Genomic DNA, 23,313 nt, shown 5'->3' on the forward strand with positions numbered 1-23,313 from the left:
GGTCGCGATGAATTTGCGCGCTGTTGCGACCACAGGCGACAGACGACGGTTCAGTTCCATAAAATTATTATGTAGTTTCCTAGATATGCCGCTCTTATGCCGAGCGACAGCTCGATCGCGCGAATGGACTCCAGGGGCTCCGATGTCCGGAACAGGCCGTTGATCTTTCGGTCGCGGATCGACGGGGTCATGATGAGGATACGGCCGTGGAAATGTCGGTTGACGGCGGCGACGACATCGGCGAGCGGCTTGTCGTGGAAGATGAGATATCCGCGCCGCCACGCCGCTTCGTCCTCGACATCCGCGGGATGCGCGGCCTGGGCGGGAAGATCAGGGCTGTAGGACAATTGCTGTCCTTCCTCGACGATCGCTGTCCGCCCCGCGGCGGCGACAGTGACCTTATGCTCGGTGACCGAGATCTGCGCCCTTCCTGCGCTCATCGCAATATCGAAGCTGGTTCCCAGGGCCGTCGTCGTCCCTCCTGCCGCTTCGACGACGAATGGCCGGACCGGATCGCTCGCCACGGCAAACCAGGCCTCGCCCTTCAGAAGCGTGAGACGCCGTCGGTCGCCGGAATAATGTTCGACGATCGCCGTATCGGCGTTGAGCTCTATCCGCGATCCGTCCTCTAGCGTCACGGTCTTCAGTTCTCCGACGCCTGTGGAGAAATCCGCTCGCCAGAAGATTACGAGATCATTCCCGAAATAGACGAGGAACAGGATTGCGGAGAGAGAGGCCGCCACCAGCGGCCAGCGCGGCCGTCGGGACGCCGCCGCGGCGGCCGGGATCGAGACGCCTTTCAAATCTCGCCATAGGGAGAAAGCCTTTTCGAAGGCGGCGCGGTTGGCTTCATCCGCCGAGAGCCATGCGTCGAAGGCGTCGCGATCCGCGCGCGTCATCGCTCCGGTTCTGATTCGCGACAGCCAATCGATCGCGGCCTCGCGCCGCTGCTGGTCTCCGGAAGGCGACGGGTCGCTACGCATTCAGGCTTCCTCCCGAAGAGCCGATCGAAATTGACCGCGCCGCGTCGGGAGATGGCGGCCTTCTCCGGGAAGGCCTTCGCCGACGCTTTGATATCGAAGCTTGCAAAACGACCTCACTCCAGCACGTCATGGCAGCGCTGAAGCGCCAGATGCAAGTGCTTCTGGACCATGTTGCGGGAAATGCCGAGCCGGCGAGCGACCTCTTCGGCCGGAAGCTCCTCTATGCGCAGCAGGATGAACACTTCTCGACAGCGCGGGGGCAGGCTCAAGATCGCCTCCTCGAGGCGCTGCACGCGGCGCTGCCCGTCGAATTGATCATCCTGGAGCGGGTAGGCTTCTGGAACGTCCTCGGGAACATCGCCGGCGTCCACATATCTCTGCTCCATCTCGATGCGGGATCGATGGTTCTTGGCGATATTGCTCGCCGTCTTGAAGAGAAAGGCTTCCGGGTTCGAAATCGCCTCGCTCGCCGCGTAACGGCGCACCCTGACATAGGTCTCCTGGAGCAGATCCGGCGCGTCCTGAGACCCCACCCTGCGCTTGAGAAATCTGAGCAGATCGGGTTGGCGGAGGAAGAAGGCTTGGGCGAGAATGCCGAATTTGCTGTCGGACATAGGCGACGAACCTGATGGACGCAAAGGGGAATCGAATGGCGCGCGGTCCAGCGCCCCAGCGGTCGCGAGACCGGCGTCGGGGACGGCCTTCCGAGGCGTGCCGGTCTCCCGCCGCTCGTTCGACGGCGGACGGCCGATCTTCTCAGACGGCTGGCGGCGCTCGTGACGACCAAGCGCGCGTCCAGCCTGGCGCACGCCAAAACACAATTTCATAATCGAGCTCGGCCTTCGAACTCGGCGCCAAATCAGCGAGTAAATAGCTCGCCGCCAGCACGGAGGCGGCGATCGCGGTCAGATCGTCGCGAGAGCTCGAAGCGCAGCAAATGCATTCCCCGTGCTCTTGGTGACCATGAGCAGGCGAGTCCTGTTCGCCCGCCTTGGCGCTGCACGGCGGGCGAACATCGAATTTGTCGACGCTCCAGCCCGGGTCATTCAGATGCGGAGCCGTCCATGAAATTGAAATTATGGGAGCTGCTGCTTTGAGTACAAACAAAAAGGCGATGAGGTAGGGCAATAGCCCCCGCCCAGCCGAGATCACCCCTATCGAGACCCTCTCCATGAGAAAGATTGAGAACGGCAGCCGACACTGCTGTCAAGGCCGCGGCGGCACGGTTATGAAAACATTGTCAGATAGTCGCTTAGGTGCCGCAGCCAGAGCGCCGGGAATGTCGGCTTTCGGCGCAACCGGTCGTAGGCCCCGTGGACGGGACGAGACTGTTATGGGTCACAGTTCCCCCTTCGCCGTCGAACGGGGAACTCGCGCCACGAGCGGACATTCGTCGCGGGCGACTCGAGGGACCGCTTTCCCTGGATTTCGCGGACGTTCGCGAAACGGATCGGCTGGCTATAGACACTCGAAGCCTGCGCGGTCCGGCTGAAGGTCGCTTGGCGACTTTCTGTCCCCGCACACAAGATTCCTGACGGTCCCGGAAGAAGCGCAAGGAGCCGAAGAGGCGAAGGCCGATCTCGCCGCATGCGCAAGCTCGCGTTCATTCACCAACCACACGCGCAATGAATTCCAACATGACCGCGTTGAAGGTCGCCGGCCGCTGAAGCGGCGCGAAATGACTGACCTCCGGCAATACCTGTAGAGTCGCATCGGGTAGCGCGAGCGCCAAGTATGCCATGTGCTCGAGCTTGATGAACTCGTCGCGCTCCCCGATGACGACCAATACCGGCACGTTGATGCGTCCTAGATCGTCGGCCGTGTACTCGGGCTGCGTCCGTTGCATCGCCTCCAGCGCCTCTGACATCGCCTTAAAACCGTCGGGCGTCGGGGACAGGGCGGTGTAGTCGTCGACGTGGCGTTGGAATATCCGACCAATGACCGGAGTGAACTCGAAGGGTTTGGTCCCGCTCGAATCCACGTTGCAGGCGAAGAACAGAATACCGTTTACACGGTCCGGAGTTCCCTCGGCCAAGGCAAGGGCGGTATCCGCCCCGTCGCTCCAGCCGATGAATACGGCCCGATCGATCTCCAGACGATCCATGACCGCGCGAACGTCCGCAGCCATCCTATAGTAACTATAGGGCCGATCATCTCGGCCGCTTCGTCCTTGGCCTCTGCTGTCGACCACGACGGTGCGGCAGCCGGCGGCCAGGAGGGCCGGCACTTGGTAGCTCCAGTTACCACTGTTACCGAGACCGCCGTGGAGCAGAATGACTGTCCGCCCCGAGCCTGCCACGGCGAACCAAATACGCGCCTGATCGTGTGTGACGAAGTCCTCTAGCATGGTCGCAGGGAGATCAGGCAGCCCGTGTTCCTCAAGGTAGGTCAGGTCGTCGTCCCGAAATGTCATGAGATGTTCCTGCATCCTCTTGCTGCGGATTCCGACTAAGCCGGTCGCCTTCAAGTCGGCTTACCCGGCCGGCCTAAATCGGAATCCGCACTCTTGCACCGAACCGCTTCAAGAACCGATGACATCTCCGCCGTCGAAATGGCCGTAACTGCCAGCCGTCCAGGCGGAGCAGGCGCAGCAAGCCGCGAATAGCGTGGAGCTGCGCGTCGTAGTCTGGCGAGCCCAAGCCAAACGATGCGAGGAACCCCTGCCGTCTGGCTCTATTCTCGATTCCCACTCAGCCTGCGGCTCGTAGAGAAAATGCTGCTCGAACGCAGGATAGTCGTCATATCGATCAACGGCGAGAGACGCTACCTCTGGCGGCAGGGCGATCGGGACGGTTATGTTCTCGACGAAATCGTCGAGCTTCGCCGCGGCGCCAAAGGCAAAGGCTTGACCGCGCTTACTTTCGGCCGGGTGGGAATGTCGGCTTTCCGGCGGAACCCGACGTTGGGCCTATCGGCGCGACAGGTCTGTAATGTCACAGTTCCTCCTACGCCGGAAGGGGGAACTCGCGCCATGAGCCGTCACTCGTCGCGGACGACCAGAGGGGCCGCTTTCCCTGGAGTTTGCGGACATTCGTCGCGTTGGATCGCCTGAACACAGCCGTTCGAACGCTACGCGGGCGCGACTATGATGTTTATCCTCGCCGACATATCGGCACGCTGGACCGCGCTGCTCCATCAAGATGGGACGCTATTATTCAACCGGGAAACGCGGCGTGCAGCAACGCAATCGCTGTCGCTCTCGAAGCGGCGAGCTCGGCGTTCCATCGCTCCATAATCTCCGCATCCGGCGCATCGCGACCCGCGAATTGCGCGAGATATTCCGCACGATCGGCTTGGCGAGTGGAGACAGGAACCGAACCGGCGAGGCGACGCGCCTCCGCGATTCGCTCGGCATCTTTACCTGTCGCATTGCCGAGCCGAGCCTCTGCGTCGTGGATAGACCGCCAGAGCGTCGTCACCTCGGCATGGCGCGTCGCGAAGGCGATGTCGAATAGCGCACGAACGATTCCCGGCCGATGACGTCCGAGGTCGAAGTCATAGTCGAAAATATTCTCTCTGCGCAGGTCGAAAGGATTGATGCGAGCCTCGCTCCCGGTCGGACGATAGGCGTCGGGACGCGCCGGATGCCGTACGCTGTCCGCTTCCAGCAATATTTTCTGTCCGTCGCAGGAGAGGACGAAGTCGACGAATGCCTTCGCCGTATCGAACTTCCGGGTCGACGAGGTGACGGCGATATTGCTCGGCAGAAATGCGGTGCGCGCTGGATAGGCGAAGGCGATCGGCGCGCCATTGGCGCGAGCCGAGAGCGCCAGGAAATCGATCGTCAGTCCGATCGGCGCTTCGCCCTCCTCGACCGCGGCGGCCGGACCGCGCCCGTGCGCGACGAGGCGAGCATTAGCGATGAGCTCGCTCACGATCGCCCAGCCGCGCTCCCAGCCCTCTGCTTGCAAGATGACGTCATATAAAGCCGGCGCAAATCCGACCTTGCTCGGAATGGGAACGACGATTTGATCGGCAAAAATGGGCGAGGCGAGATCACCCCAGCTTTTCGGCTCGGGCAGGCCGCGCTCTCGAAGCAGAGAGGGATTGAGCGCGAAGCCGTAGCCTGCGAGGTCATAGGCCTCGTACATCCCTGACGAATCCGATAGCGACTGATTGCCGACGCGCCCCGGCAGCACCGCGCGATCGACGACGATCGGGCGGAGCGCTCCCTGATCACGCAGAAGCGGGAAGTTGGGAGAAGGAGCCCAATAGACGTCGACGCCTCCCTGGTCTGGTCCGCTCAGCAGAGCGAGAGCGTCGCGTGAATGCTTCCAGACGAATTGGACATGGGCCTCCGGGTGTCGTCGTTCGAACTCCCGCTCGTATCGCGTCGTGAGCTCTTCGGGAAAGCTGGTCACCACGATGAGCGGGGCGTTATCGGCGCGCGCACGCGGCGACAGGCCGCAAGTGAGAGCGAACGCCGCGGGCGCAGCGCCGATAAGCAAGCTCCGGCGCGTCGGGGAGGAGGAGAACAACGCCATGGAGCCTCGCTATGTGTTCAAATTACATGTTTATAGAGATATTGCAGCGCAGCATTGAAAGTCAATATAGACAGAGGTGGTGAAAATAGGCATATGGCGCCGTTTCTAGCGGCAGCCGCCCAAAAAACTTGCTAATCATCGACATGTAAAGCTTGTATATAATATGCCCGATCAGCCGCTCTCTGCGGCCGCTTCGCTGCGACCGTACGAAAATCGATTGCGGAAGAACGGCTCGAGAGAACTGCTCTCGAATTCGAAAAAGGGCCACTGGCGTGAGCAAGCATGACGTCCATGACGTTCTCAAATTCGAGCATCCTGGCGCTGGGCGCCGCCGGGGTCGCGCGACGCCGAAAGGTCGTCAGATCGATCCCGACGCCGCGCATGAGATCGCCGAGCTGCTGGGCGACAGATCGCGCCAGCGCGACCTTCTGATCGAATATCTGCATCTCATTCAGGATCGCTATCAGCAGATTTCCGCCGCGCATCTCGCGAGCCTCGCCGATGAGATGGGCCTGTCCTTCGCCGAGGTCTTCGAGACAGCGACCTTCTACGCGCATTTCGACGTGGTGAAGGAGGGCGATCCGAAAATTCCACCGATCACCATCCGGGTCTGCGAGTCGGTCTCCTGCATGATCCACGGCTCGGAGCGGCTGTTCGCGGAATTGCAGGCGAAGGCCGGTCCGAACATTCGCATCCTGCGCGCGCCATGCGTCGGCCGCTGCGACACGGCGCCGGTCGCCGAGGTCGGTCATTATTTCGTCGATGCGGCGACGGTCGAGACAGTGCTGCACGCGGCCGCGCACGGCCACACCCATCCCGATATTCCCGAGTACATCGGCTATGAGGCCTATGTCGCGGCGGGCGGCTATGCGCTGCTGGCGAAAATCCGTACGGGCGAATTCAGCGTCGATGCGGTCCTCGACGGCCTCGATCATTCGGGTCTGCGCGGCCTCGGCGGCGCCGGTTTTCCGACAGGCCGCAAATGGCGCTCGGTGAGGGCCGAGAAGGGGCCGCGCCTCATGTGCGTCAACGGCGACGAGGGCGAGCCTGGCACGTTCAAAGACCGCTATTATCTCGAGCGCGATCCGCATCGTTTCCTCGAAGGGATGCTGATCGGCGCGCATGTCGTCGACGTCACCGACGTCTATATCTATTTGCGCGACGAATATCCGGCAATCCATGAAATTCTGCGGCGCGAGATCGCGAAGCTCCCGCCGGGCGGCCCGCAGGTTCATCTGCGCCGCGGCGCCGGCGCTTACATCTGCGGCGAAGAATCGTCGCTGATCGAGAGCGTCGAAGGCAAGCGCGGGCTGCCGCGGCAGAAGCCGCCCTTTCCGTTCCAGGTGGGGCTCTTCGGCCGTCCGACGCTCATCAACAATGTCGAGACGCTCTATTGGATGCGCGACATTCTGGAGAAGGGCGGCGATTGGTGGGCGAGCCAGGGCCGCAACGGCTCCAAGGGTCTGCGCAGCTATTCCGTCTCCGGCCGCGTCAAGGAGCCGGGCATGAAGCTCGCGGCCGCCGGCCTCACCATTCGCGAGCTCATCGACGAATGCTGCGGCGGCATGGCGGAGGGCCAAAGCTTCGCGGCCTATCTGCCGGGCGGCGCCTCGGGCGGCATTCTGCCGGCCTCCATGGGGGATATCCCGCTCGATTTCGGCAAGCTCGAGGAATATGGCTGCTTCATCGGCTCCGCCGCCGTCGTCGTGCTCTCCGACAAGGACGACATACGCGACGTGTCTATCAATCTCATGCGCTTCTTCGAGGATGAGAGCTGCGGGCAATGCACGCCCTGCCGCGTCGGCACGGCCAAGGCGGTGAAGCTGATGGAGCGCCCGATATGGGACGCGGCGCTGCTCGCCGAATTGTCTCAGACGATGCGGGACGCCTCGATCTGCGGCCTGGGGCAGGCCGCCTCCAACCCTCTGATGAGCGTGATCCGCTATTTCGGGCCTACAATCGAGCCGCGGCAGGCGGCCGAGTGAGCGATCTTTTCGGATGGAAGCGATGACCGACAAAATTTCTTTCGAGCTCGACGGCCAGACGGTCGAAGCCGCGCCCGGCGAGACGATCTGGCAGGTGGCCAAGCGGGTCGGAACGGAAATCCCGCATCTTTGCTATTCGCCCGAGCCCGATTATCGCCCGGACGGCAATTGCCGCGCCTGCATGGTCGAGATCAAAGGGGAGCGGGTGCTGGCGGCCTCCTGCATGCGCAAGGCGACGGCGGGGCTGAAGGTAGAGACGCAGAGCGCCCGCGCGGTCACGGCGCGTAAGATGGTGATGGAGCTGATCGTCGCCGATCAGCCGCCGCGTGAGACGACGCATGATCCGTCGTCCAAGCTCTGGACCTGGGCCGAGAAAAGCGGCGTCACGACGAGCCGTTTCCCGGCCGCCGAACGCTGGGAGGGAGATGCGAGCCATCCCGCGATGCGCGTCAATCTCGACGCCTGCATTCAATGCGGCCTCTGCGTGCGCGGATGCCGCGAGATACAGGTCAATGACGTCATCGGCGTCGCCTATCGCAATCATCATTCGAAGATCGTCTTCGATTTCGACGATCCGATGGGCGAATCCACCTGCGTCGCCTGCGGCGAATGCGTGCAGACCTGCCCGACCGGCGCGCTGATGCCGGCGGCGCTGATCGACGACGCCACGCAGCAGCGCAAGTTCCATCCCGACCGGACGGTCGACTCGCTCTGTCCCTTCTGCGGCGTCGGGTGTCAGGTCTCTTATCAGGTCAAGGACGATCGTATCGTCTATGCCGAGGGCAAGAACGGCCCCGCTAACCATAATCGTCTCTGCGTGAAGGGGCGCTTCGGCTTCGATTACATTCATCACCCGCATCGCCTGACCAAGCCGCTCATTCGTCTGCCGAACACGCCGAAGAGCGCCGACGCCCAAGTCGATCCTGCCAATCCCTTCACGCACTTTCGCGAGGCGAGCTGGGAAGAGGCGTTGGACGCGGCGGCGGCAGGACTCGCCCGCGTGCGCGATGCGCATGGCTCGAAGGCGCTCGCCGGCTTCGGCTCCGCCAAGGGCTCGAATGAAGAGGCCTATCTCTTCCAAAAGCTCGTGCGCACGGGATTCGGCTCCAACAACGTCGATCATTGCACGCGCCTCTGCCACGCCTCTTCCGTCGCCGCTCTGATCGAGGGACTGAACTCCGGCGCGACAACTGCGCCCTTCATCGCGGCGCTCGACGCCGAGCTCATCGTCGTTATCGGCTCCAATCCGACGAGCAATCATCCGGTCGCCGCCAGCTTCATCAAGAACGCGGTCAAGAAGCACGGCGCCAAGCTCGTGGTGATGGACCCGCGCCGTCAGCCCTTGTCGCGCCACGCCTGGAAGCATCTCTCTTTCAAGCCGGGCGCGGATGTGGCGCTGCTCAACGCCATGCTGCACACGATCATCACCGAAGGTCTGACCGACGAGCAATACATCGCCGGCTACACGGAGAATTACGAGGAGCTGCGCCAACGCATCGTCGAGTTTCCGCCGGAGAAAATGCAGGAGGTCTGCGGGATCGACGCGCAGACCATCAAGGAGGTGGCGCGGGCCTATGCGAAGTCGCGCGCATCCATCATCTTCTGGGGCATGGGCGTCAGCCAGCATGTCCATGGCACCGACAATGTGCGCTGCCTGATCGCGCTCGCTCTCGTCACTGGACAGGTCGGCCGGCCCGGGACCGGCCTGCATCCGCTGCGCGGCCAGAACAATGTGCAGGGCGCGTCGGACGCGGGCATCATCCCGATGGTTTATCCGGATTATCAATCGGTCGAGAAGGCGGAGGTGCGCGAGTTCTTCGAGGAATTCTGGGGCCAAAAGCTCGACCCCCAGCGCGGCCTCACTGTCGTCGAGATCATGAATGCGATCCACGCCGATGAAATCCGCGGCATGTATATAGAGGGCGAGAATCCGGCAATGTCGGACCCCGACCTCAATCATGCGCGCGCCGCGCTCGCCAAGCTCGAGCATCTCGTCGTGCAGGACCTGTTTGTGACGGAGACCGCTTTCCACGCCGACGTCATTCTTCCGGCTTCCGCCTTCGCCGAGAAGACGGGGACCTTCACCAATACGGATCGCCGCGTCCAGATGGCGCGCGCGGTGGTGCCGCCGCCCGGCGATGCTCGGCAGGACTGGTGGATCATTCAGGAGGTGGCGAAGCGCCTCGGCTGCGACTGGAGCTATTCCGGTCCCTCGGAGATTTTCGCCGAAATGGCGCGGACGATGCCGTCGCTGAACAACATCACCTGGGAGCGGCTGGAGCGCGAAGGCGCCGTGACCTATCCGGTCGATGCGCCGGATCAGCCGGGCAATGAGATCATCTTCGCATCCGGCTTTCCGACAGCGAGCGGGCGCGGCAAGATCGTGCCGGCCAATGTATCGCCGCCGGACGAATTGCCGGATGCGGACTATCCGATGGTGTTGTCGACGGGCCGCGTGCTCGAACATTGGCACACAGGCTCGATGACGCGCCGCGCCGGCACGCTGGACGAGATCGAGCCCGAGGCGACCGCCTTCATGACGCCCAAGGATATGCGGCGGATGGGGCTCGCAGCCGGAGACTTCATCCTGCTGGAGACGCGCCGAGGCGCGATCGAGGTCAAGGTGCGCGCCGACCGCGATGTGCCGGAGAACTTCGTTTTCATGCCCTTCTGCTATGCGGAAGCGGCCGCCAATCTGCTGACCAATCCGGCGCTCGATCCCTTCGGCAAGATTCCGGAGTTCAAATTCTGCGCGGCGCGGGTTCGGCCGGCGTTGGCGCAGAACGCCGCAGAGTAAGGCGACGCCCGCGGACGTTTCACGAAGCGTCCGCGGATTACCTCAAAAGCGCATAATCGACGAAGGCGACCTTGTCGCCCGGGGCGACGCGCTCGACATCCTCCGCCAATTCGACGAAGCCATGCGTCCGCGTGAGCGACGTCAGCACGGCCGCGCCCTCGACCGGATATTTCTCGGCGATCGTATCGCCCGTCGCGTCGTCGCGGAGCGACACGCGCACATATTCGCGCCGCCCTTTCTTTTTCTTATATTTGAAGCCGGATGTGACCGCGAGCCTGCGCGCCGGCTCGAATGCGGCGCCTAAGAGAGCCGCGATCAGCGGCCTCACGACATGAACGAAAGTGACGAAGACGGCGACGGGGTTTCCGGGCAGGCCGACGAAAGGCGTTCCGCCGATCACGCCCATGGCGACGGGGCGACCGGGCTTGATGGCGAGACGCCAGAAGGCGAGCGAATCCTCCGCGCCGATCGCCTTCTTCACATGGTCTTCTTCTCCGACCGACACGCCGCCCGAGGTCAATACGAGATCGTGCGTCGCCGCCGCCTCGTGCAAGGCTCTGCTGATGATGTCGGGATCGTCGGCGAGCACGCCGAGATCGTCGACCTCGACGCCGAGGCGCCCGAGCAGCGCATGCAGCAGAAAACGGTTCGCGTCGTAGATCGCCGCCGGACGCAATGGCTCGCCAGGGGAAAGCACTTCGTCTCCGGTGGAAAAAATCGCCGCACGTAAGCGCCGCCGAACGGGAAGATGCGCGACGCCGAGCGCGGCGGCGAGGCCTATGTCTTCCGGTGTGAGGCGCCGGCCCTTCGGCAAGGCCGGATCACCGGCGCTTATGTCTTCGCCGCGCAGGCGCCGGTTGGCGCCGAGCGTGAGGCCCGGGGGCAGCGCGACGGAACCGTCCTCCAGCAGACGGCAATCCTCCTGCATGAAGATGGTGTCCAGTCCTTCCGGCATGGACGCGCCGGTGAAGATGCGCACGGCGGCGGCGCTCTCCAACGCCGGCTCCGGCGCATGTCCCGCCGCCACGCGGCTGCCGACCGGGAGGATGGTCTCGGCGCCCGGCGTCAGATCGCCGAAGCGAACCGCATAACCGTCGACGGCCGAATTGTCGAAGCGAGGCAAATCGATCGGCGCGACGAGCGCCTCGGCGAGAACGCGCCCCTCGGCGGCAAAGAGCGAAACACTCTCGAGTCCCTCGACGCATGGGATGCGCGCGAGTAGGAGCGCGACCGCGTCATCGACGCGCATCGGCTTCTCGCCGGCCGAAAAACTGTCCTTGCCGAGCTGCGCCATGTCTAATCCTTCTCGGAATCAAAGCTCGCATACGCTGTTTCGAGCGTCGCTATGGTCTCGTCTATCGGGCGAGCGTGCGCGTCGATCAGATCTGCTATTCTCTCGACATCGTCGAGCGAGGCGTGAGGAAGCGCGCCTTCCGCCAGATCGCTCGCGAGCGCCACGATCGTCTCGTCATCGGGATGGAGAAACGGCTTGCCATTGGCGGCGCGATGAACCTCGATCTTGACGTGCGGATCGGTCTTGAAGCCCTCGACCAGCACGAGGTCGACGGGGCCGAGCATGCGCAGCAGATCGGCGAGGCGCGGCTCCGGGGCGCCGCGCAATTCGTGCATCAGAACGAAGCGATTGGCGGAGGAGACGAGCACCTCCGTCGCGCCCGCCTCGCGATGCAGCCACGAGTCCTTGCCCGGCTTGTCGACGTCGAAATTGTGATGCGCGTGCTTGAGCGTCGAGACGGTGAGGCCGCGCTCGCGCAGAAGCGGAACCAGTTTCACGATGAGCGTGGTTTTTCCTGCGCCGCTCCAGCCGGCGAAACCGATCACGCGCATGGTGTTTCGCTTTCCTTCGGCGCGCCGGCGGTGAAGCCTATGCCGCCCAACTCCCTCTGCACATCCTCTCGACCGAGCGCCTCGATGAAGGCGTGAACGGCGGGGACCGCGCACCGCGAAAGCGGGGTCACGAAGTCGTAAAGCTCCTCGCCGATCGGGAGAAAGCCCAGTCCGTAGGCGCGCGCCACGGGCTCGATCGCGACGCCCCAATCGGCGCGCTGCTGCGCGACCGCCGCCGCCACGGCGTTATGCGAGCTCGGCTGATTCCAATAGCCGTTCGGACGCGCGGCGCCGATCAGCCGATCGATCATGATGCGCGTGCCGGCGCCCTGATTGCGGTTGATCATGATGCAGGCGGGGTCGGCGAGCGCAGCGGAGATCGCCTCGTCGACGGCGCGGCCTTCGAAGCGGGCGTCGCCGGCGCGAAAGACGAGGCCTTGCATCCGTCGCCATCCTCGAACCAAACGCTGCTCAGGTCCGAGGAAGGGCGCATTATAGACGCCGGTCTTCTCGTCCATCAGATGGATCGGCGCAATGTCGCATTCGTTCCGCCGTGCGGCCGCGAGCCCGCCCATGCTGCCGATCGCGACGACGCGAACGGCTATTCCCGCCTCGGCCAGCGCGTCGATGACGATTTCGAGCCCGATGCAATGCGAGCCCATGATCACGAGATCGGGGACGCGCAGCTCTGGATCGAAGAGCGTCACCTGCGTGCGCGCGCCGGCTTCGAGATGATCGGCCAGCGCGTCGATCCTCAGAAATCCGTCGGCGCGGGCGAAGCCGGAAACGGCTCCCGATCCCTTGCCCAAGGGAAAGGCTTTCAGCCCGTCCTCGCGCTGCGTCAACGCCACCATCACGAACTCGGTCCGGCCGAGGTCGGAGTGGATCGGAAATGGGGTGGTCGCCTCGACCGACGCGTCGAGACGTGCGGCGAGCCCGCTCATCGCGCGAATGACGGGAGCGACAAAATCATGGAAGGTGAACATGGCCGAGGTCGGAAATCCCGGCAATATGACCACGGGCTTGCCATCGACAACGGCGAGGCACAGCGGCTTTCCTGGCTTCAAGGCGACGCCATGGGCGATTATCCCCGGAGCGCCGAGCCGCGCCACGACGCGATAGGTCAGATCGCCGGCGCTTTTCGACGTGCCGCCCGACAGAATGACGCCGTCGCATCGCGCGAGCGCATCTCGCAGAGCCGCCTCCAGCGCCGCCTCATTGTCGCCTATGGCGCCGAGAAGGATCGACGCGCCGCCGTTCTCCTGCACCGCCGCGGCGACGATCGGCGCATTGGAGTCGTAGATCGCCGCTGGGCGCAGCGGCTCGCCGGGCTGGACCAGCTCGTCGCCGGTCGAGAGGATCGCGACGCGCGGCCTGCGATAGACCGCCACGCTGGCGACGCCGCAGGCCGCCATCATGCCGATCTCGCGGGAGCCGATCCGGCATCCGCGTCGCAGCAGCGTTTCGCCGCGCGCGATATCGGCGCCGGCGAAGCCGATGTTCTGCCCCGGCGCCAGCGCGCGGCGGATCAGAACGTCGTCGGCCTCGCCCGGATCGCTGTGCTCCACCATGCAGACGGCGTCGGCGCCGCGCGGCAGAGGGCCGCCCGTCGCGATCGGCGTCGCGGAGCCTCCCGCGACTTCGAGGCGTGGAGCGGTTCCGCAGGCGATCGATTCCAGATTGAGCGCGAGGCAAATCGGCGTCTGCTCGCTCGCGCTCGTGACGTCGCCGGCGCGGATGGCGAAGCCATCGACCAGCGCCCGATCGAAAGGCGGAACGTCGATCGGCGAACGAAGCGTTTGCGACGTCACGCGGCCGAGGCTCTCGGCGAGCGCGACCGTCTCTTCGCCGAGCGGCCGCATCGCGAGGCAGGCGTAGAAGCGCCGCATCGCTTCCTCACGCGACAGCACGGTGAGGAATTGCTCTTGCGTCACTGCCGAGATGTCGCGATGGCCGTCGGTCTTGCTCATGTGCTTCGAGCCGATCTCACAAGAAATGCCCGGTCACGATCTCACCAGCCGCGAAGCCTTCGGACTGGGCGTCCACGAGCAGCCAAGCGTCGGCATTGGCGATCGCCGAATAGGGAATGTCACCCGTCGCCAAAGGCTCCCACCGAGCGCCCGTCTTCGCCTCGCCGTCCAGGCGGCGCAGCAATGTCAATTCGCTGACCCCCGGCGCAGATACGATCTTTCGAGTCGAAGGCAAGCTGGCGGCCCCGTCGCGAGAAGTGGCGCCGGCGAGCCGGCGCAGGCACGGGCGGATAAGCAAGAGCCAAGCCGCCAAAGCAGACTCGAGACGCGCGCCGACGAAGATGGTCGCCGTTTCAGATGAGTGGGGCGACTCTCGAACCGCGCAACCTGTCATCTCTCCCGGACGCATCGCGATGCGCGAGAACAGCGTTCTCTCGTGTCGCCGCGTGCGATCGCGCCATTCGCTCGGATCGACGACGAGGATGAGATCTTCCGCGTCCGAAGGGTCGCCCTGCGCAGACGCTTCGATCATGGCGCAGTCGGCGCCCTCTTGCTCGGCGAGGCCCGCGAGCCAATCGCCGACGACGCCGGCCCCGACGATCAGGACGCGCGGAATGCGCACGAGCGCGTCGCCGATCTCGGCTGCTCTCATGAGAGCGATATGGCGCTCGTCCAATCGGGCGCCCGCGGCGGCGATGACCTCGCCGCGCCGCAAATCGTTTCCGGCGGCGCGCATGCCTTCGCCCGGCGCGACCGTTCCGCAAATCTCGAAGGCGCCGGACGCCTCTGACGCTTTTGGCAATGGAAGAACGGCGTCGGCGAAATCGGGCAGCGTTTCGCCGATCCTGACACGCCGCGGAGCGATGCTCGAAAATCCCGGCGCATAGGGCGAGGCGCCGAGCGTGTCATCCGCCTTGATCGCCCATCCGTCGTCGAGGGCCTGGTGCAAAGGCGGCATCGCCGCCGGCGCTTCGATGTCTGCCGCCGCGACCCGATGAAGCGCGGCCGAAGTCTCGACGCGTCGCGGCGTCACTGCGCGCGTCGTGGCGGCGAGCAGCGAAACGGCCTGCTCCAGCGACTGTCGACTCGGCAGTGCGTGGTCCATGAAACCCCATTCGATAAGGCTGCGGAGCTCGCTTCTCGCTCGCGTGTCGAAGGCCAATGATTGCGCTCGAGCACTATGAGCCTCGAACCATCGACACATTTTCGAGCGCCCGGCTCACGTTTCGGCGACGATTTTTCCGATGTCGCGGATATCATATCCGCCAATGTTCTCGAATTCGTTCCTGAACCTATCGGATCGCAGGATTTTCAACATTGTCGCTATCTCGGCGGTCTCGAGCTGCTCTTTCTTGATGACGATGTCGTAGCGCTCCTTCTTGAGCGGAATGAAATCGACGTTCTCGACTTGTCGGGCAATTTTTTCATTGCCGACAGCGACATCCGCGTCGCCTCTCCCCACCGCGCTCGCCACGGTGAGATGCGACTGGTTCTCATTGTCGTAACCCTTGATTTTGCTGCCGTATAGTCCCAGGAGGCCGAGGTTTTCGTCGAGCAGCACGCGTGAGCCGGCGCCCTTCTCGCGATTGATCATCGTGATGTCGTCTCGCGATAGATCACGCCACGAGCGAATGCCTTTCGGATTGCCCTTGGCGACGTAAAAGCCTTGCATGCGGTAGGTGACGTTCACGATCAGGCAGCGGACGCCCGGCACGAGCGCCCGGACATAGGGCGCGTTGTAATCGTCCGTCGAACTGTCCCAAAGATGCGCGGTGGCGGCGCTGACCTTATCCAAGTAGAGGGAAACGAGGCTGTCATAGCTGCCGATGTAGGCGCGCAACGCCATCACGCCATGCATGCGCATGAAGTTCGATAGAATGTCGAGTATCAGATCCTGGCCGCAGATGACGAAGCCATTCGCGTTTCGGCGTTCGGGCGACAAATCGAAATAGCGGTCCTCGTCGAGCGCCGACGGTCCATTGCGCATCGCTGCGCGCGCGGTCGTACCGGATCGTTCGACATATTCCCGCACATGAGCTTCGGTGAATCGGATCTTTCGACCGACCTTGTAATGGCCGATGTCGCCGTTCTTGATCAGCCCATACACACCGCTCCTGCTGACATGCAGCATCTCGGCGACGTCCTCGGCGGTCAGGGCGCGACGTTCGTCTGGCGGCACGGCCTATATCCATATTGATTGCATTTCATATTGTTTCGCACATTTCTGACGCAGCGTCACCTGGTTTCGATCCCTTCATGTTTGCATTGACGCTTTTCCATGGCATTTGAAGCCGCGTTTTCGAGGCTAGCGAACCGCTATCTTCGACGTCATCTTATTTCGTGCTGTTTCGCGTATTGCGAGGCACGTCTCGATCTGAAACCCGTCGGAGGTCCCCTATGCCCGTTCCGTCAGAGCCCGCATCGCCCTCCACTGTGAGCGCGAGCGGGGGAAGCAATCGGCTCATGACAAAACCGAGGCAGGCTTTCGCTTTCATCGGCGGCGCAGCGATTGGCGCGCTCGGCGGGCTGATCGGCCTCGGAGGCGCCGAATTTCGACTGCCGCTGCTCATCGGGCCGTTTCGATTTCGCGCCCTCGAAGCGGTCATCCTCAACAAGGCGATGAGTCTCATCGTCGTCGCGACCGCTCTGCCGTTTCGCGCCGCGTCTGTCCCTTTTGCAGCTGTCGCCTCCAATTGGCCGATCATTCTCAATTTGCTCGCAGGCAGTCTGGTGGGCGCGTGGCTCGGAGCGGGATGGGCGACGAAGCTGAGCTCCCGCAACCTCTACCGAATCCTCGCCGTGCTTCTGGCGCTGATCGCCGGAGCGCTGGTTTTTGGACATGGCGCGACGACGGCGTCCGCGCACCCCTCGGGACTGTTGTTGATCGTCGCCGGCGTGGTCGCGGGCTTCGGCATCGGGATCGTCGCCTCGCTCATGGGAGTCGCGGGAGGCGAACTGCTGATTCCGACTCTCGTGCTGCTCTTCGGCGCCGACATCAAGCTCGCCGGCAGCCTCTCGCTCGCCGTGAGCCTGCCGACCATGATCGTCGGCTTCACTCGTTACAGCCGCGACAGCGCCTTTGGCGTCGTGACGCGCAACCAGGCGTTTGTCCTCATCATGGCGTCGGGCTCGATAGTGGGAACTTTCATAGGCGGACGTCTTCTCGGGATCGTGTCGGATCAGCTCTTGATTCCGGCTCTCTCCCTGATTCTCGTGGCGTCGTCGGTGAAAGTCTGGCGCCACGAGTAAATCGGCGAGAGTGCCCGCTCTTCCTCAAACGACGACCTCCTTTCGCCTGGACACGGCAATGTCGCCTATCGGCGCAGCCGGACGTTCGCCGTTCGTATGGCCCCGGTCTGCAAAGGGTCACGAGCGGTCCGGTTCGCCCTTTATTTTTCTCGTCCGCCTGCGTCCCGGACCCGCGCCATCCGTCCCCCTCCGCTTCCGCGAGAATGGCGGCGGCAGCTTTGCCTCCACCCAAGGCAACAGGCGGATCGGCTGCGGCTGTAGATGCGTCGTCACGATCGGAATCTTCATGATGGTCGGCAGCATGTCGGCGAGCGCGATCGCGTCGCAGTAGATTTCCTCGGTCGGCGCAGCGCCCGAATGCCCCATGATGTCGCTCCGAATCTCGCTATGAATCCCCTTCTGCTTCAATGAATTGCCGAACGATTTGCGCATCGAATGGATGACCTTCTTGCGCTCCTTGGCGTCGGGAATGGCTTGGCGCAGCCCGTCGTAGAGCCGATCGCCCAGAGGGGACGAGGATGTCGGCGATTTGAGATCGGGGAAGATCATCTCATAGCCGAGCGCTCTCACGGCCGCGACATAATCGAGAAAGCCGAGGCGGATGAGCTCCGGGTGCAGGGCGACCGAGCGCTCGGAATACAGATTTTTGATGCGCCGAATTTCGCTCGTTCTGACCTTTATATAGTGGAGGCGTTGTAACTCGCCGTCGATCACCGTGTCGACGGAGGCCACGTCGCGGACGGAGAGGCCGCAGATTTCCTCGCGCCGCGCTCCGGTGTAGTGGAGCATGAGCGTCGCGAAATACAGCGCGCGGTGGAATACGTGCGGGCCTGGGATCAAGATCTCGTCGTCTTTCCAACCGGCGCAGCCGGTGAAGAAGGCGAGGTGGAAGATCGCTGCGGCGTCGGCTTCGGTCAGGAGTCCGCGCTTCGTGCGCCCGCGTTCCGTGGACTTGCGACGCATCAGCGTCATGTCGATGTCTCGGTCGAGCTTGTGACCGCGGCTTCGAATATGGGCGAGGACCTGGCCCAGAAATGAAAAATGCCGATTGACCGTTCCAGCGACCAAACCGCGCTCCGACGGCGGCTTGGCCGCGCCGATCGCGCGAAGCTGATCGAGCGTCCGGAAATTGTCCCGCGGGCTGCGGCCGTAGCTCTTGGCGACGGCGCCGAAGAGGTCGTCGAGATCGCCCAGGCGCCTCTGGTGGATGTCTTCGAACTCGACGACGCCCTGCTCGAGGAGGAGCCTCGCGAAAAGTCGTGAAATCTGACGCACCTGACGCTGCGTTTTCGTGTCCCAAGCCTTGGCGTCCGTATTCTTCTTGATGACCCCCTCGGCGAGCACGACGAATGGATGCTCGTCGAGCGTCAACGGCTTCGTTCTCGCTACCGTGGCGGGAGTCGGCGCGGGCGCGGGCGCGGGGTCGGCAGGTGGCGGCGGCGCAGAGGCGGCCAACAGCGCCGCATGTTCGGTTCGGGCGCCTTCGGCCGTCTCCGCGGCCGCTTCTCGATGGACGACAATCGGGGATGAGGCGAGGGGCGCAACGACGAGCCTCGACTCGGCGTGATCGACCGAGTCGCGGGGCGCTTCGGCGTGATCCCTCAGAATGTCGGCGATGGTCTTCTCGATCTCGACTCGCACGCCGTCATGGCGGCGCTCCGACTGAAAATTCGCCTCGGCGAAGGCCCGGTAGACCGTCTCCTGGGCGAGCGCGATGTTCATCGGATTGGGCTCACCGCCGACCTCCTCGACGAGCGTCGCGAGTCGCTCCTTCTTTTCGGCGGCGACGTTTTGGCGCTGCATGAGATCGAGCATGAAGGCGGTCTCGGCGATCTCGTCCTGCGCCATCCCCTGCGCCGCCATTTGCGCGGCGGCGCGTTCGTCGACGGCGGCGGCGCGGCCACGCGTCTCGAGCAGGCGATAGACGTGGCCCATCACGCGCTCGCTGCGGCGGCTCTTCTCAGGATCGAAACCATCATCCACGCGTTCGCGCGCCGCCACGGCCGCGAGCTTATCGAGGTGTTGCGTGAAGACGAAGCGGAACACTTTCTGGATTTGCTGCTGGGAGAGGCGACTGGTCATGGCGGCCGGAAAGAAACAACGATCGGCGAGCGCTTAAAATCTGGCCCGCGAGGTAGCGCGCTCTCCCGGGGTTGCTGGCGCCCAGGCCGAGAATCAGGGTCGCAGATTTCTCGATTCGGCAAGGGCCGATGGCAGTCGCCGCCGCCAATAATAGTATGCGCCGCGACGCACGACATGGGGGATGGCGGGCACGAAAATCTCCGTGGTGTACCAGCCATGTGTCACACGGATGTGGAAACGCGCCCCAGTTGAGGAAATTTTCTAGCAATTCCAATGATTTGCGGAATTCTGGCTGGGGCGGGAGGACTTTGAGCCGAATGACGTGGTCTGGTTGGTTGTTGTCAGATTCTACTTGCTATGGTGACGGCCATTCGATGCGGCCGAGTAACGGCCATGCCAGCGATTGAATCAATTCATTCAGCCTCACTATGTCCACCACGCGCGGCTTTTTCTTTGTCCCGTATTTCTTGCCGGTGCCGGCCTCCGCATGCCCCATGAGCTGGTCCTTTTCATATTCGGTTGCGCCGGCGGCGGAGAGCGCGTCGCGGAAATTATGCCGCAGAGAGTAGAGGGTTTTCAGCGGATCTTTGATCGATAGCTCGTTACGAAGGCGATCACTCCAGAACGAGGAAAACATGTTCGAGACGGAGGTGACGCTCGCCTTCTGCTCGGCGGCCGCCCACAAGGTCTTCCATCCCTTTTGGCGAGCGTTCTCGATGAGCGCCAGGAGGCCGCCATCCAGCAGCTCTTTCCGCACCGGCACATAGCGCTTCCGCGCATGGGCCTTGATCGATCGGCCGCCTGCATTCGAGACTTCGAAGCAGATGATCTCCGGGTGGTCGGGGTGGGGGACGACCGTGTCCGGTCCGAGCTGGATGATCTCGGACGAGATGAGGCCGCTGGTGAGCGAAACGAGAGGTATCCAGAACTCCAGCTCGCCGCCAGCCTTGGGGTTTTCCGAGCGGACTCCTTTCCGAAACACGTCTTGGCCGAAGACGACGTCCAGCTCTGCTCTATCGAAGGGCTCGCGCTCGTTCGTGCCTGCGGGGATCTCGATATAGATGCCGCCTGTGATGGCAGTATCGATCCATCCCGCTCTTTGCGCCGTCGCGAGCAGCGTCGTGATCTGGCCGACGCGTTTGTTCACGGTCGGCGTCTTCAGGCCCGTCGTGAAAAGGTGGTCGCGGAAGGCGATGATGTGCGCACGCGTGATCTCGCCGATGTCGCGCACGCGAGCGTGCTTCTGAAAATCCTCGATCGCGAGCTCTTTCTCGTCGGCTCCATGGCGGGTGGTTTTATGAAACGCTCGAAATAGGGGGAGGATTTCGACACGGGGACGCCCAGGCGGCGGACGATGCTCTGGACGTAGCCGATGCGCTCTTCCGCATAACGGCTGATCGTCATCTCGCGAAGAGTCGCCCGCAGATCGAGGTGGGCTTGCGCCACCGTGCTGTCGCGCCAAAAGAGGCTGCGCGTGACACCCGTGTCGAAGGCGGCGCCGGAAGCTGCCTCGAGCGAGCCTGCCAATCGTCCTCGATGAGGACCGCCTTGAACCAGTCGGCGAGGAGGCGCCAATCGGGCCACTCCCAATCGTCGACGGGCGTGAGATCGAGGGTCGCGCCCTTGTTGCGGCGGGCGTGGGCGAACTGCCGCTCGACCTCGGCGTGCACCCTCGCGGCGGCCTCAAAGGCGCGGGCTTTTTCCGGCGTCCGGAGGGAGCGCTGGATGCGTGAGTAGGGGAAGCGGTCGGCAATATCCTCCGGGACACGACGCACGTATTGGTACATGCGGCCGCGTTTCACGATATGGGACGCAAAGGGCATTTCGTCGTCCATGTGCTGCATTATGTTATGCAGTTCTTGCAGGCGCAAGAGCTGGGCGACGGCATCAAGCGTTTTATTTTCAGTGACTTACTAGGCGCCATGGGCCTCCCTGGTGGGCCGGGCAGGACTCGAACCTGCAACCAGACCGTTATGAGCGGCCGGCTCTAACCATTGAGCTACCGGCCCAGCCGCCGTTTCGGCCGGGAATAGTGTTCCTATAGCGGATTCGCGCCGCGCCGCAACGTCCGATCGAAAATTGGGCGCCGGCTGATTTTCGCGCGACCAAATCCCTTGCGATGCGCTAAGTTGCGCCGCCCGCCCTCCGGACGCGCCAGGCGTCGGAGCCGGGCCAGAGCTATCGGAGCGGCGATGACCTATTGTTGTGGCATTCTCGTGCGCGGCGGCCTCGTCATGATCGCCGACACCCGCACCAATGCGGGGCTCGACAATATCTCCACATTTCGCAAGCTCCATGTCTTCGAGCAGCCGGGCGAGCGCGTCATGATGCTCGCCACCGCCGGCAATCTCTCCGTCACCCAGGGCGCCGTCGCTCTGCTCTCGGAAGGGCTGGAAAATCCCGAGACTCATGAGATCGAGCGTCTCGTCGATGCGCGCGGCATGCTGCAGGCCGCGCAACTCGTCGGCCGCGCCGTTCGGCGTTCGCACGCGATAGCCGGGGAGGGGGCGGAGGATTCTGGCGTCAGCTTCGATGTCTCGCTGCTGTTCGGCGGGCAGATCGGCAACGGCCAGTTGCGGCTGTTCATGGTCTATACGGCCGGCAATTTCATCGAATGCACGCAGGACACGCCCTATTTGCAGATCGGCGAGCACAAATATGGCAAGCCCATCCTCGACCGCGCGGTGTCCTTCGACACCGATGTGCTCGACGCGCTCAAGATCGGGCTCATCTCCATGGATTCGACGATTCGCTCCAATCTCTCCGTCGGCCTGCCCGTCGATATCGCTCTGCTGCGCCGTGATGCGCTGCACACCGACGTCTCGACGCGCATAGACGGCTCCGATCCTTATTTCCGCGATTTGCGCGAGAGCTGGTCGCGGGCGCTTCGCGCCGCCCATATCGCCATTCCCACGCCGCCCTATGGCGGGGCGCGATGACGCCGAGCGAGGGCGGCGCGGCGCGGCGCGCGCCGGCCGGGGAGGAAGCGGTCGAACGTGGCGCGCGCATTTTGCGCGAGGGCGGGCTCGTCGCTTTTCCCACTGAGACCGTCTATGGGCTCGGGGCGGATGCGACCTCCGCCGCGGCGGTGGCGAAAATCTACGCCGCCAAGGGTCGGCCGAGCTTCAATCCGCTCATCGCGCATGTCGCGGATATCGGGTCGGCGCTGCGGGAGGCGGAGCTGCCGCCGGCCGCGCTGCGGCTCGCCGAGGCTTTTTGGCCAGGGCCGCTGACGCTGGTGGCGCCGCGGGCGGCGGGCGGCTCGGTTTGCGAGCTGGCGCGCGCCGGGCTCGGGAGCGTGGCGCTCAGGGCGCCCTCGGCGCCGGTCGCGCGGGCGCTGATTTTGGCGGCGGGGCGGCCGATCGCGGCGCCTTCCGCCAATCGCTCCGGCCATGTCAGCCCGGTGACGGCGGCGCATGTGCTGGAGGATCTCGGGCCGAGAGTCGATCTCGTCATCGATGGCGGGCGGGCGGACAAGGGCGTCGAATCGACGATCGTCGCCTTTCTCGGCGCGCGGCCGCGGCTGCTGCGGCCGGGCGCCTTGGCGCGAGAGGCGCTGGAGGAGATTTTGGGCGCGCCGCTGGAGGGCGAGGGCGGAGGGGCGGCGATCGTCGCGCCAGGGATGACCGCCTCCCATTATGCGCCGTCGGCGCGGCTGCGGCTCGAGGCAGCAGAACTGTTCGCAGGCGAGGCCGGGCTCGATTTCGGCGGCCGTCTCGCCGAGCGCGGAGGGGCGGGGCTCCTGCTGGATTTATCGCCCTCCGCCGATCTCGAGGAGGCGGCGGCCAATCTCTTCCTCTATTTGCGCGAGCTGGACGCCAGCGGCGCGAAGGCGATCGCCGTCGCGCCGATTCCGGCCCATGGGCTCGGCGAGGCGATCAATGATCGGCTGCGGCGTGCGGCGGCGGCGAAATAACA

General features: G+C 63.9%; 18 protein-coding genes, 1 tRNA gene and 1 pseudogene. 6 read left to right on the forward strand and 14 right to left on the reverse strand.

All coding sequences use genetic code 11. The features are described from left to right. Positions 1-50 precede the first annotated feature (50 nt). The 4 genes from GYH34_RS10350 to GYH34_RS10365 all read right to left on the reverse strand — a co-directional run bounded on the left by GYH34_RS10350 (position 51) and on the right by GYH34_RS10365 (position 3,396). Positions 51-983 (reverse strand): FecR family protein, encoded by a 933-nt coding sequence (locus GYH34_RS10350; protein WP_161913506.1) that lies wholly within the window; start codon positions 981-983, stop codon positions 51-53. A gap of 113 nt (positions 984-1,096) precedes the next feature. After that, on the reverse strand, positions 1,097-1,597 hold the full coding sequence (locus GYH34_RS10355; RefSeq protein WP_161913507.1) for an RNA polymerase sigma factor: 501 nt from the start codon (positions 1,595-1,597) through the stop codon (positions 1,097-1,099). Positions 1,598-1,739: 142 nt separating this feature from the next. After that, complete coding sequence (locus GYH34_RS10360) at positions 1,740-2,111, reverse strand: DUF2946 family protein (protein WP_161913508.1); 372 nt, start codon at positions 2,109-2,111, stop codon at positions 1,740-1,742. A 475-nt stretch (positions 2,112-2,586) separates the two neighbouring features. Next, the gene (locus GYH34_RS10365; RefSeq protein WP_161913509.1) at positions 2,587-3,396 is read right to left on the reverse strand and encodes an alpha/beta hydrolase; all 810 of its coding nucleotides are present in this window, start codon (positions 3,394-3,396) and stop codon (positions 2,587-2,589) included. Between the two features lie 234 nt (positions 3,397-3,630). Between GYH34_RS10365 and GYH34_RS10370 the strand changes: the two are divergent. Next, positions 3,631-3,810, forward strand: a pseudogene (locus GYH34_RS10370) (IS6 family transposase); the annotation flags it as partial. Between the two features lie 328 nt (positions 3,811-4,138). Here GYH34_RS10370 and GYH34_RS10375 read toward each other — a convergent pair. After that, the gene (locus GYH34_RS10375) at positions 4,139-5,467 is read right to left on the reverse strand and encodes an extracellular solute-binding protein (RefSeq protein ID WP_161913510.1); all 1,329 of its coding nucleotides are present in this window, start codon (positions 5,465-5,467) and stop codon (positions 4,139-4,141) included. Positions 5,468-5,739: 272 nt separating this feature from the next. Here GYH34_RS10375 and GYH34_RS10380 point away from each other — a divergent pair, with 272 nt between their 5' ends. Together GYH34_RS10380 and fdhF are read left to right on the forward strand one after the other, a co-directional pair. After that, a complete protein-coding gene (locus GYH34_RS10380; protein ID WP_161913511.1) occupies positions 5,740-7,452 on the forward strand; it encodes an NAD(P)H-dependent oxidoreductase subunit E in 1,713 nt (570 codons plus the stop codon). Between the two features lie 22 nt (positions 7,453-7,474). Next, positions 7,475-10,249, forward strand: a complete 2,775-nt coding sequence (gene fdhF, locus GYH34_RS10385; protein ID WP_161913512.1) for a formate dehydrogenase subunit alpha — start codon at positions 7,475-7,477, stop codon at positions 10,247-10,249. 37 nt (positions 10,250-10,286) lie between these two features. On the opposite strand, the gene glp is transcribed toward fdhF, so the two are convergent. From glp to GYH34_RS10410, 5 genes are all read right to left on the reverse strand, one after another. Beyond that, complete coding sequence (gene glp / locus GYH34_RS10390; protein ID WP_024881984.1) at positions 10,287-11,543, reverse strand: gephyrin-like molybdotransferase Glp; 1,257 nt, start codon at positions 11,541-11,543, stop codon at positions 10,287-10,289. Between the two features lie 2 nt (positions 11,544-11,545). Next, a complete protein-coding gene (gene mobB / locus GYH34_RS10395; RefSeq protein WP_161913513.1) occupies positions 11,546-12,094 on the reverse strand; it encodes a molybdopterin-guanine dinucleotide biosynthesis protein B in 549 nt (182 codons plus the stop codon). Next, complete coding sequence (locus GYH34_RS10400) at positions 12,085-14,064, reverse strand: molybdopterin biosynthesis protein (protein WP_161913514.1); 1,980 nt, start codon at positions 14,062-14,064, stop codon at positions 12,085-12,087. Before GYH34_RS10400 ends, mobB begins: the two co-directional genes overlap by 10 nt. 16 nt (positions 14,065-14,080) lie before the next feature. Further along, on the reverse strand, positions 14,081-15,169 hold the full coding sequence (locus tag GYH34_RS10405) for a hypothetical protein (protein WP_161913515.1): 1,089 nt from the start codon (positions 15,167-15,169) through the stop codon (positions 14,081-14,083). A gap of 114 nt (positions 15,170-15,283) precedes the next feature. Then, the gene (locus tag GYH34_RS10410; protein ID WP_244635041.1) at positions 15,284-16,243 is read right to left on the reverse strand and encodes a helix-turn-helix transcriptional regulator; all 960 of its coding nucleotides are present in this window, start codon (positions 16,241-16,243) and stop codon (positions 15,284-15,286) included. 284 nt (positions 16,244-16,527) lie between these two features. Here GYH34_RS10410 and GYH34_RS10415 point away from each other — a divergent pair, with 284 nt between their 5' ends. Beyond that, entirely contained in the window at positions 16,528-17,313 is a 786-nt protein-coding gene (locus GYH34_RS10415) for a sulfite exporter TauE/SafE family protein (RefSeq protein ID WP_161913516.1), read from the forward strand. Positions 17,314-17,430: 117 nt separating this feature from the next. Here GYH34_RS10415 and GYH34_RS10420 read toward each other — a convergent pair whose 3' ends face one another. From GYH34_RS10420 to GYH34_RS10435, 4 genes are all read right to left on the reverse strand, one after another. After that, positions 17,431-19,395, reverse strand: a complete 1,965-nt coding sequence (locus GYH34_RS10420; protein WP_161913517.1) for a hypothetical protein — start codon at positions 19,393-19,395, stop codon at positions 17,431-17,433. A gap of 355 nt (positions 19,396-19,750) precedes the next feature. Next, the gene (locus GYH34_RS10425; protein WP_161913518.1) at positions 19,751-20,626 is read right to left on the reverse strand and encodes a hypothetical protein; all 876 of its coding nucleotides are present in this window, start codon (positions 20,624-20,626) and stop codon (positions 19,751-19,753) included. Between the two features lie 169 nt (positions 20,627-20,795). Beyond that, entirely contained in the window at positions 20,796-21,239 is a 444-nt protein-coding gene (locus GYH34_RS10430; protein WP_161913519.1) for a DUF6538 domain-containing protein, read from the reverse strand. Positions 21,240-21,328: 89 nt separating this feature from the next. Beyond that, positions 21,329-21,404 (reverse strand) — tRNA-Ile (locus tag GYH34_RS10435). 183 nt (positions 21,405-21,587) lie between these two features. Between GYH34_RS10435 and GYH34_RS10440 the strand changes: the two genes are divergently transcribed. Beyond that, entirely contained in the window at positions 21,588-22,334 is a 747-nt protein-coding gene (locus GYH34_RS10440) for a peptidase (protein WP_161913520.1), read from the forward strand. Beyond that, the gene (locus GYH34_RS10445) at positions 22,331-23,311 is read left to right on the forward strand and encodes an L-threonylcarbamoyladenylate synthase (protein ID WP_161913521.1); all 981 of its coding nucleotides are present in this window, start codon (positions 22,331-22,333) and stop codon (positions 23,309-23,311) included. Before GYH34_RS10440 ends, GYH34_RS10445 begins: the two co-directional genes overlap by 4 nt. Positions 23,312-23,313: the final 2 nt, after the last annotated feature.

This window comes from Methylosinus sp. C49 (assembly GCF_009936375.1).
In the GTDB taxonomy this organism is placed as follows: Bacteria; Pseudomonadota; Alphaproteobacteria; order Rhizobiales; family Beijerinckiaceae; genus Methylosinus.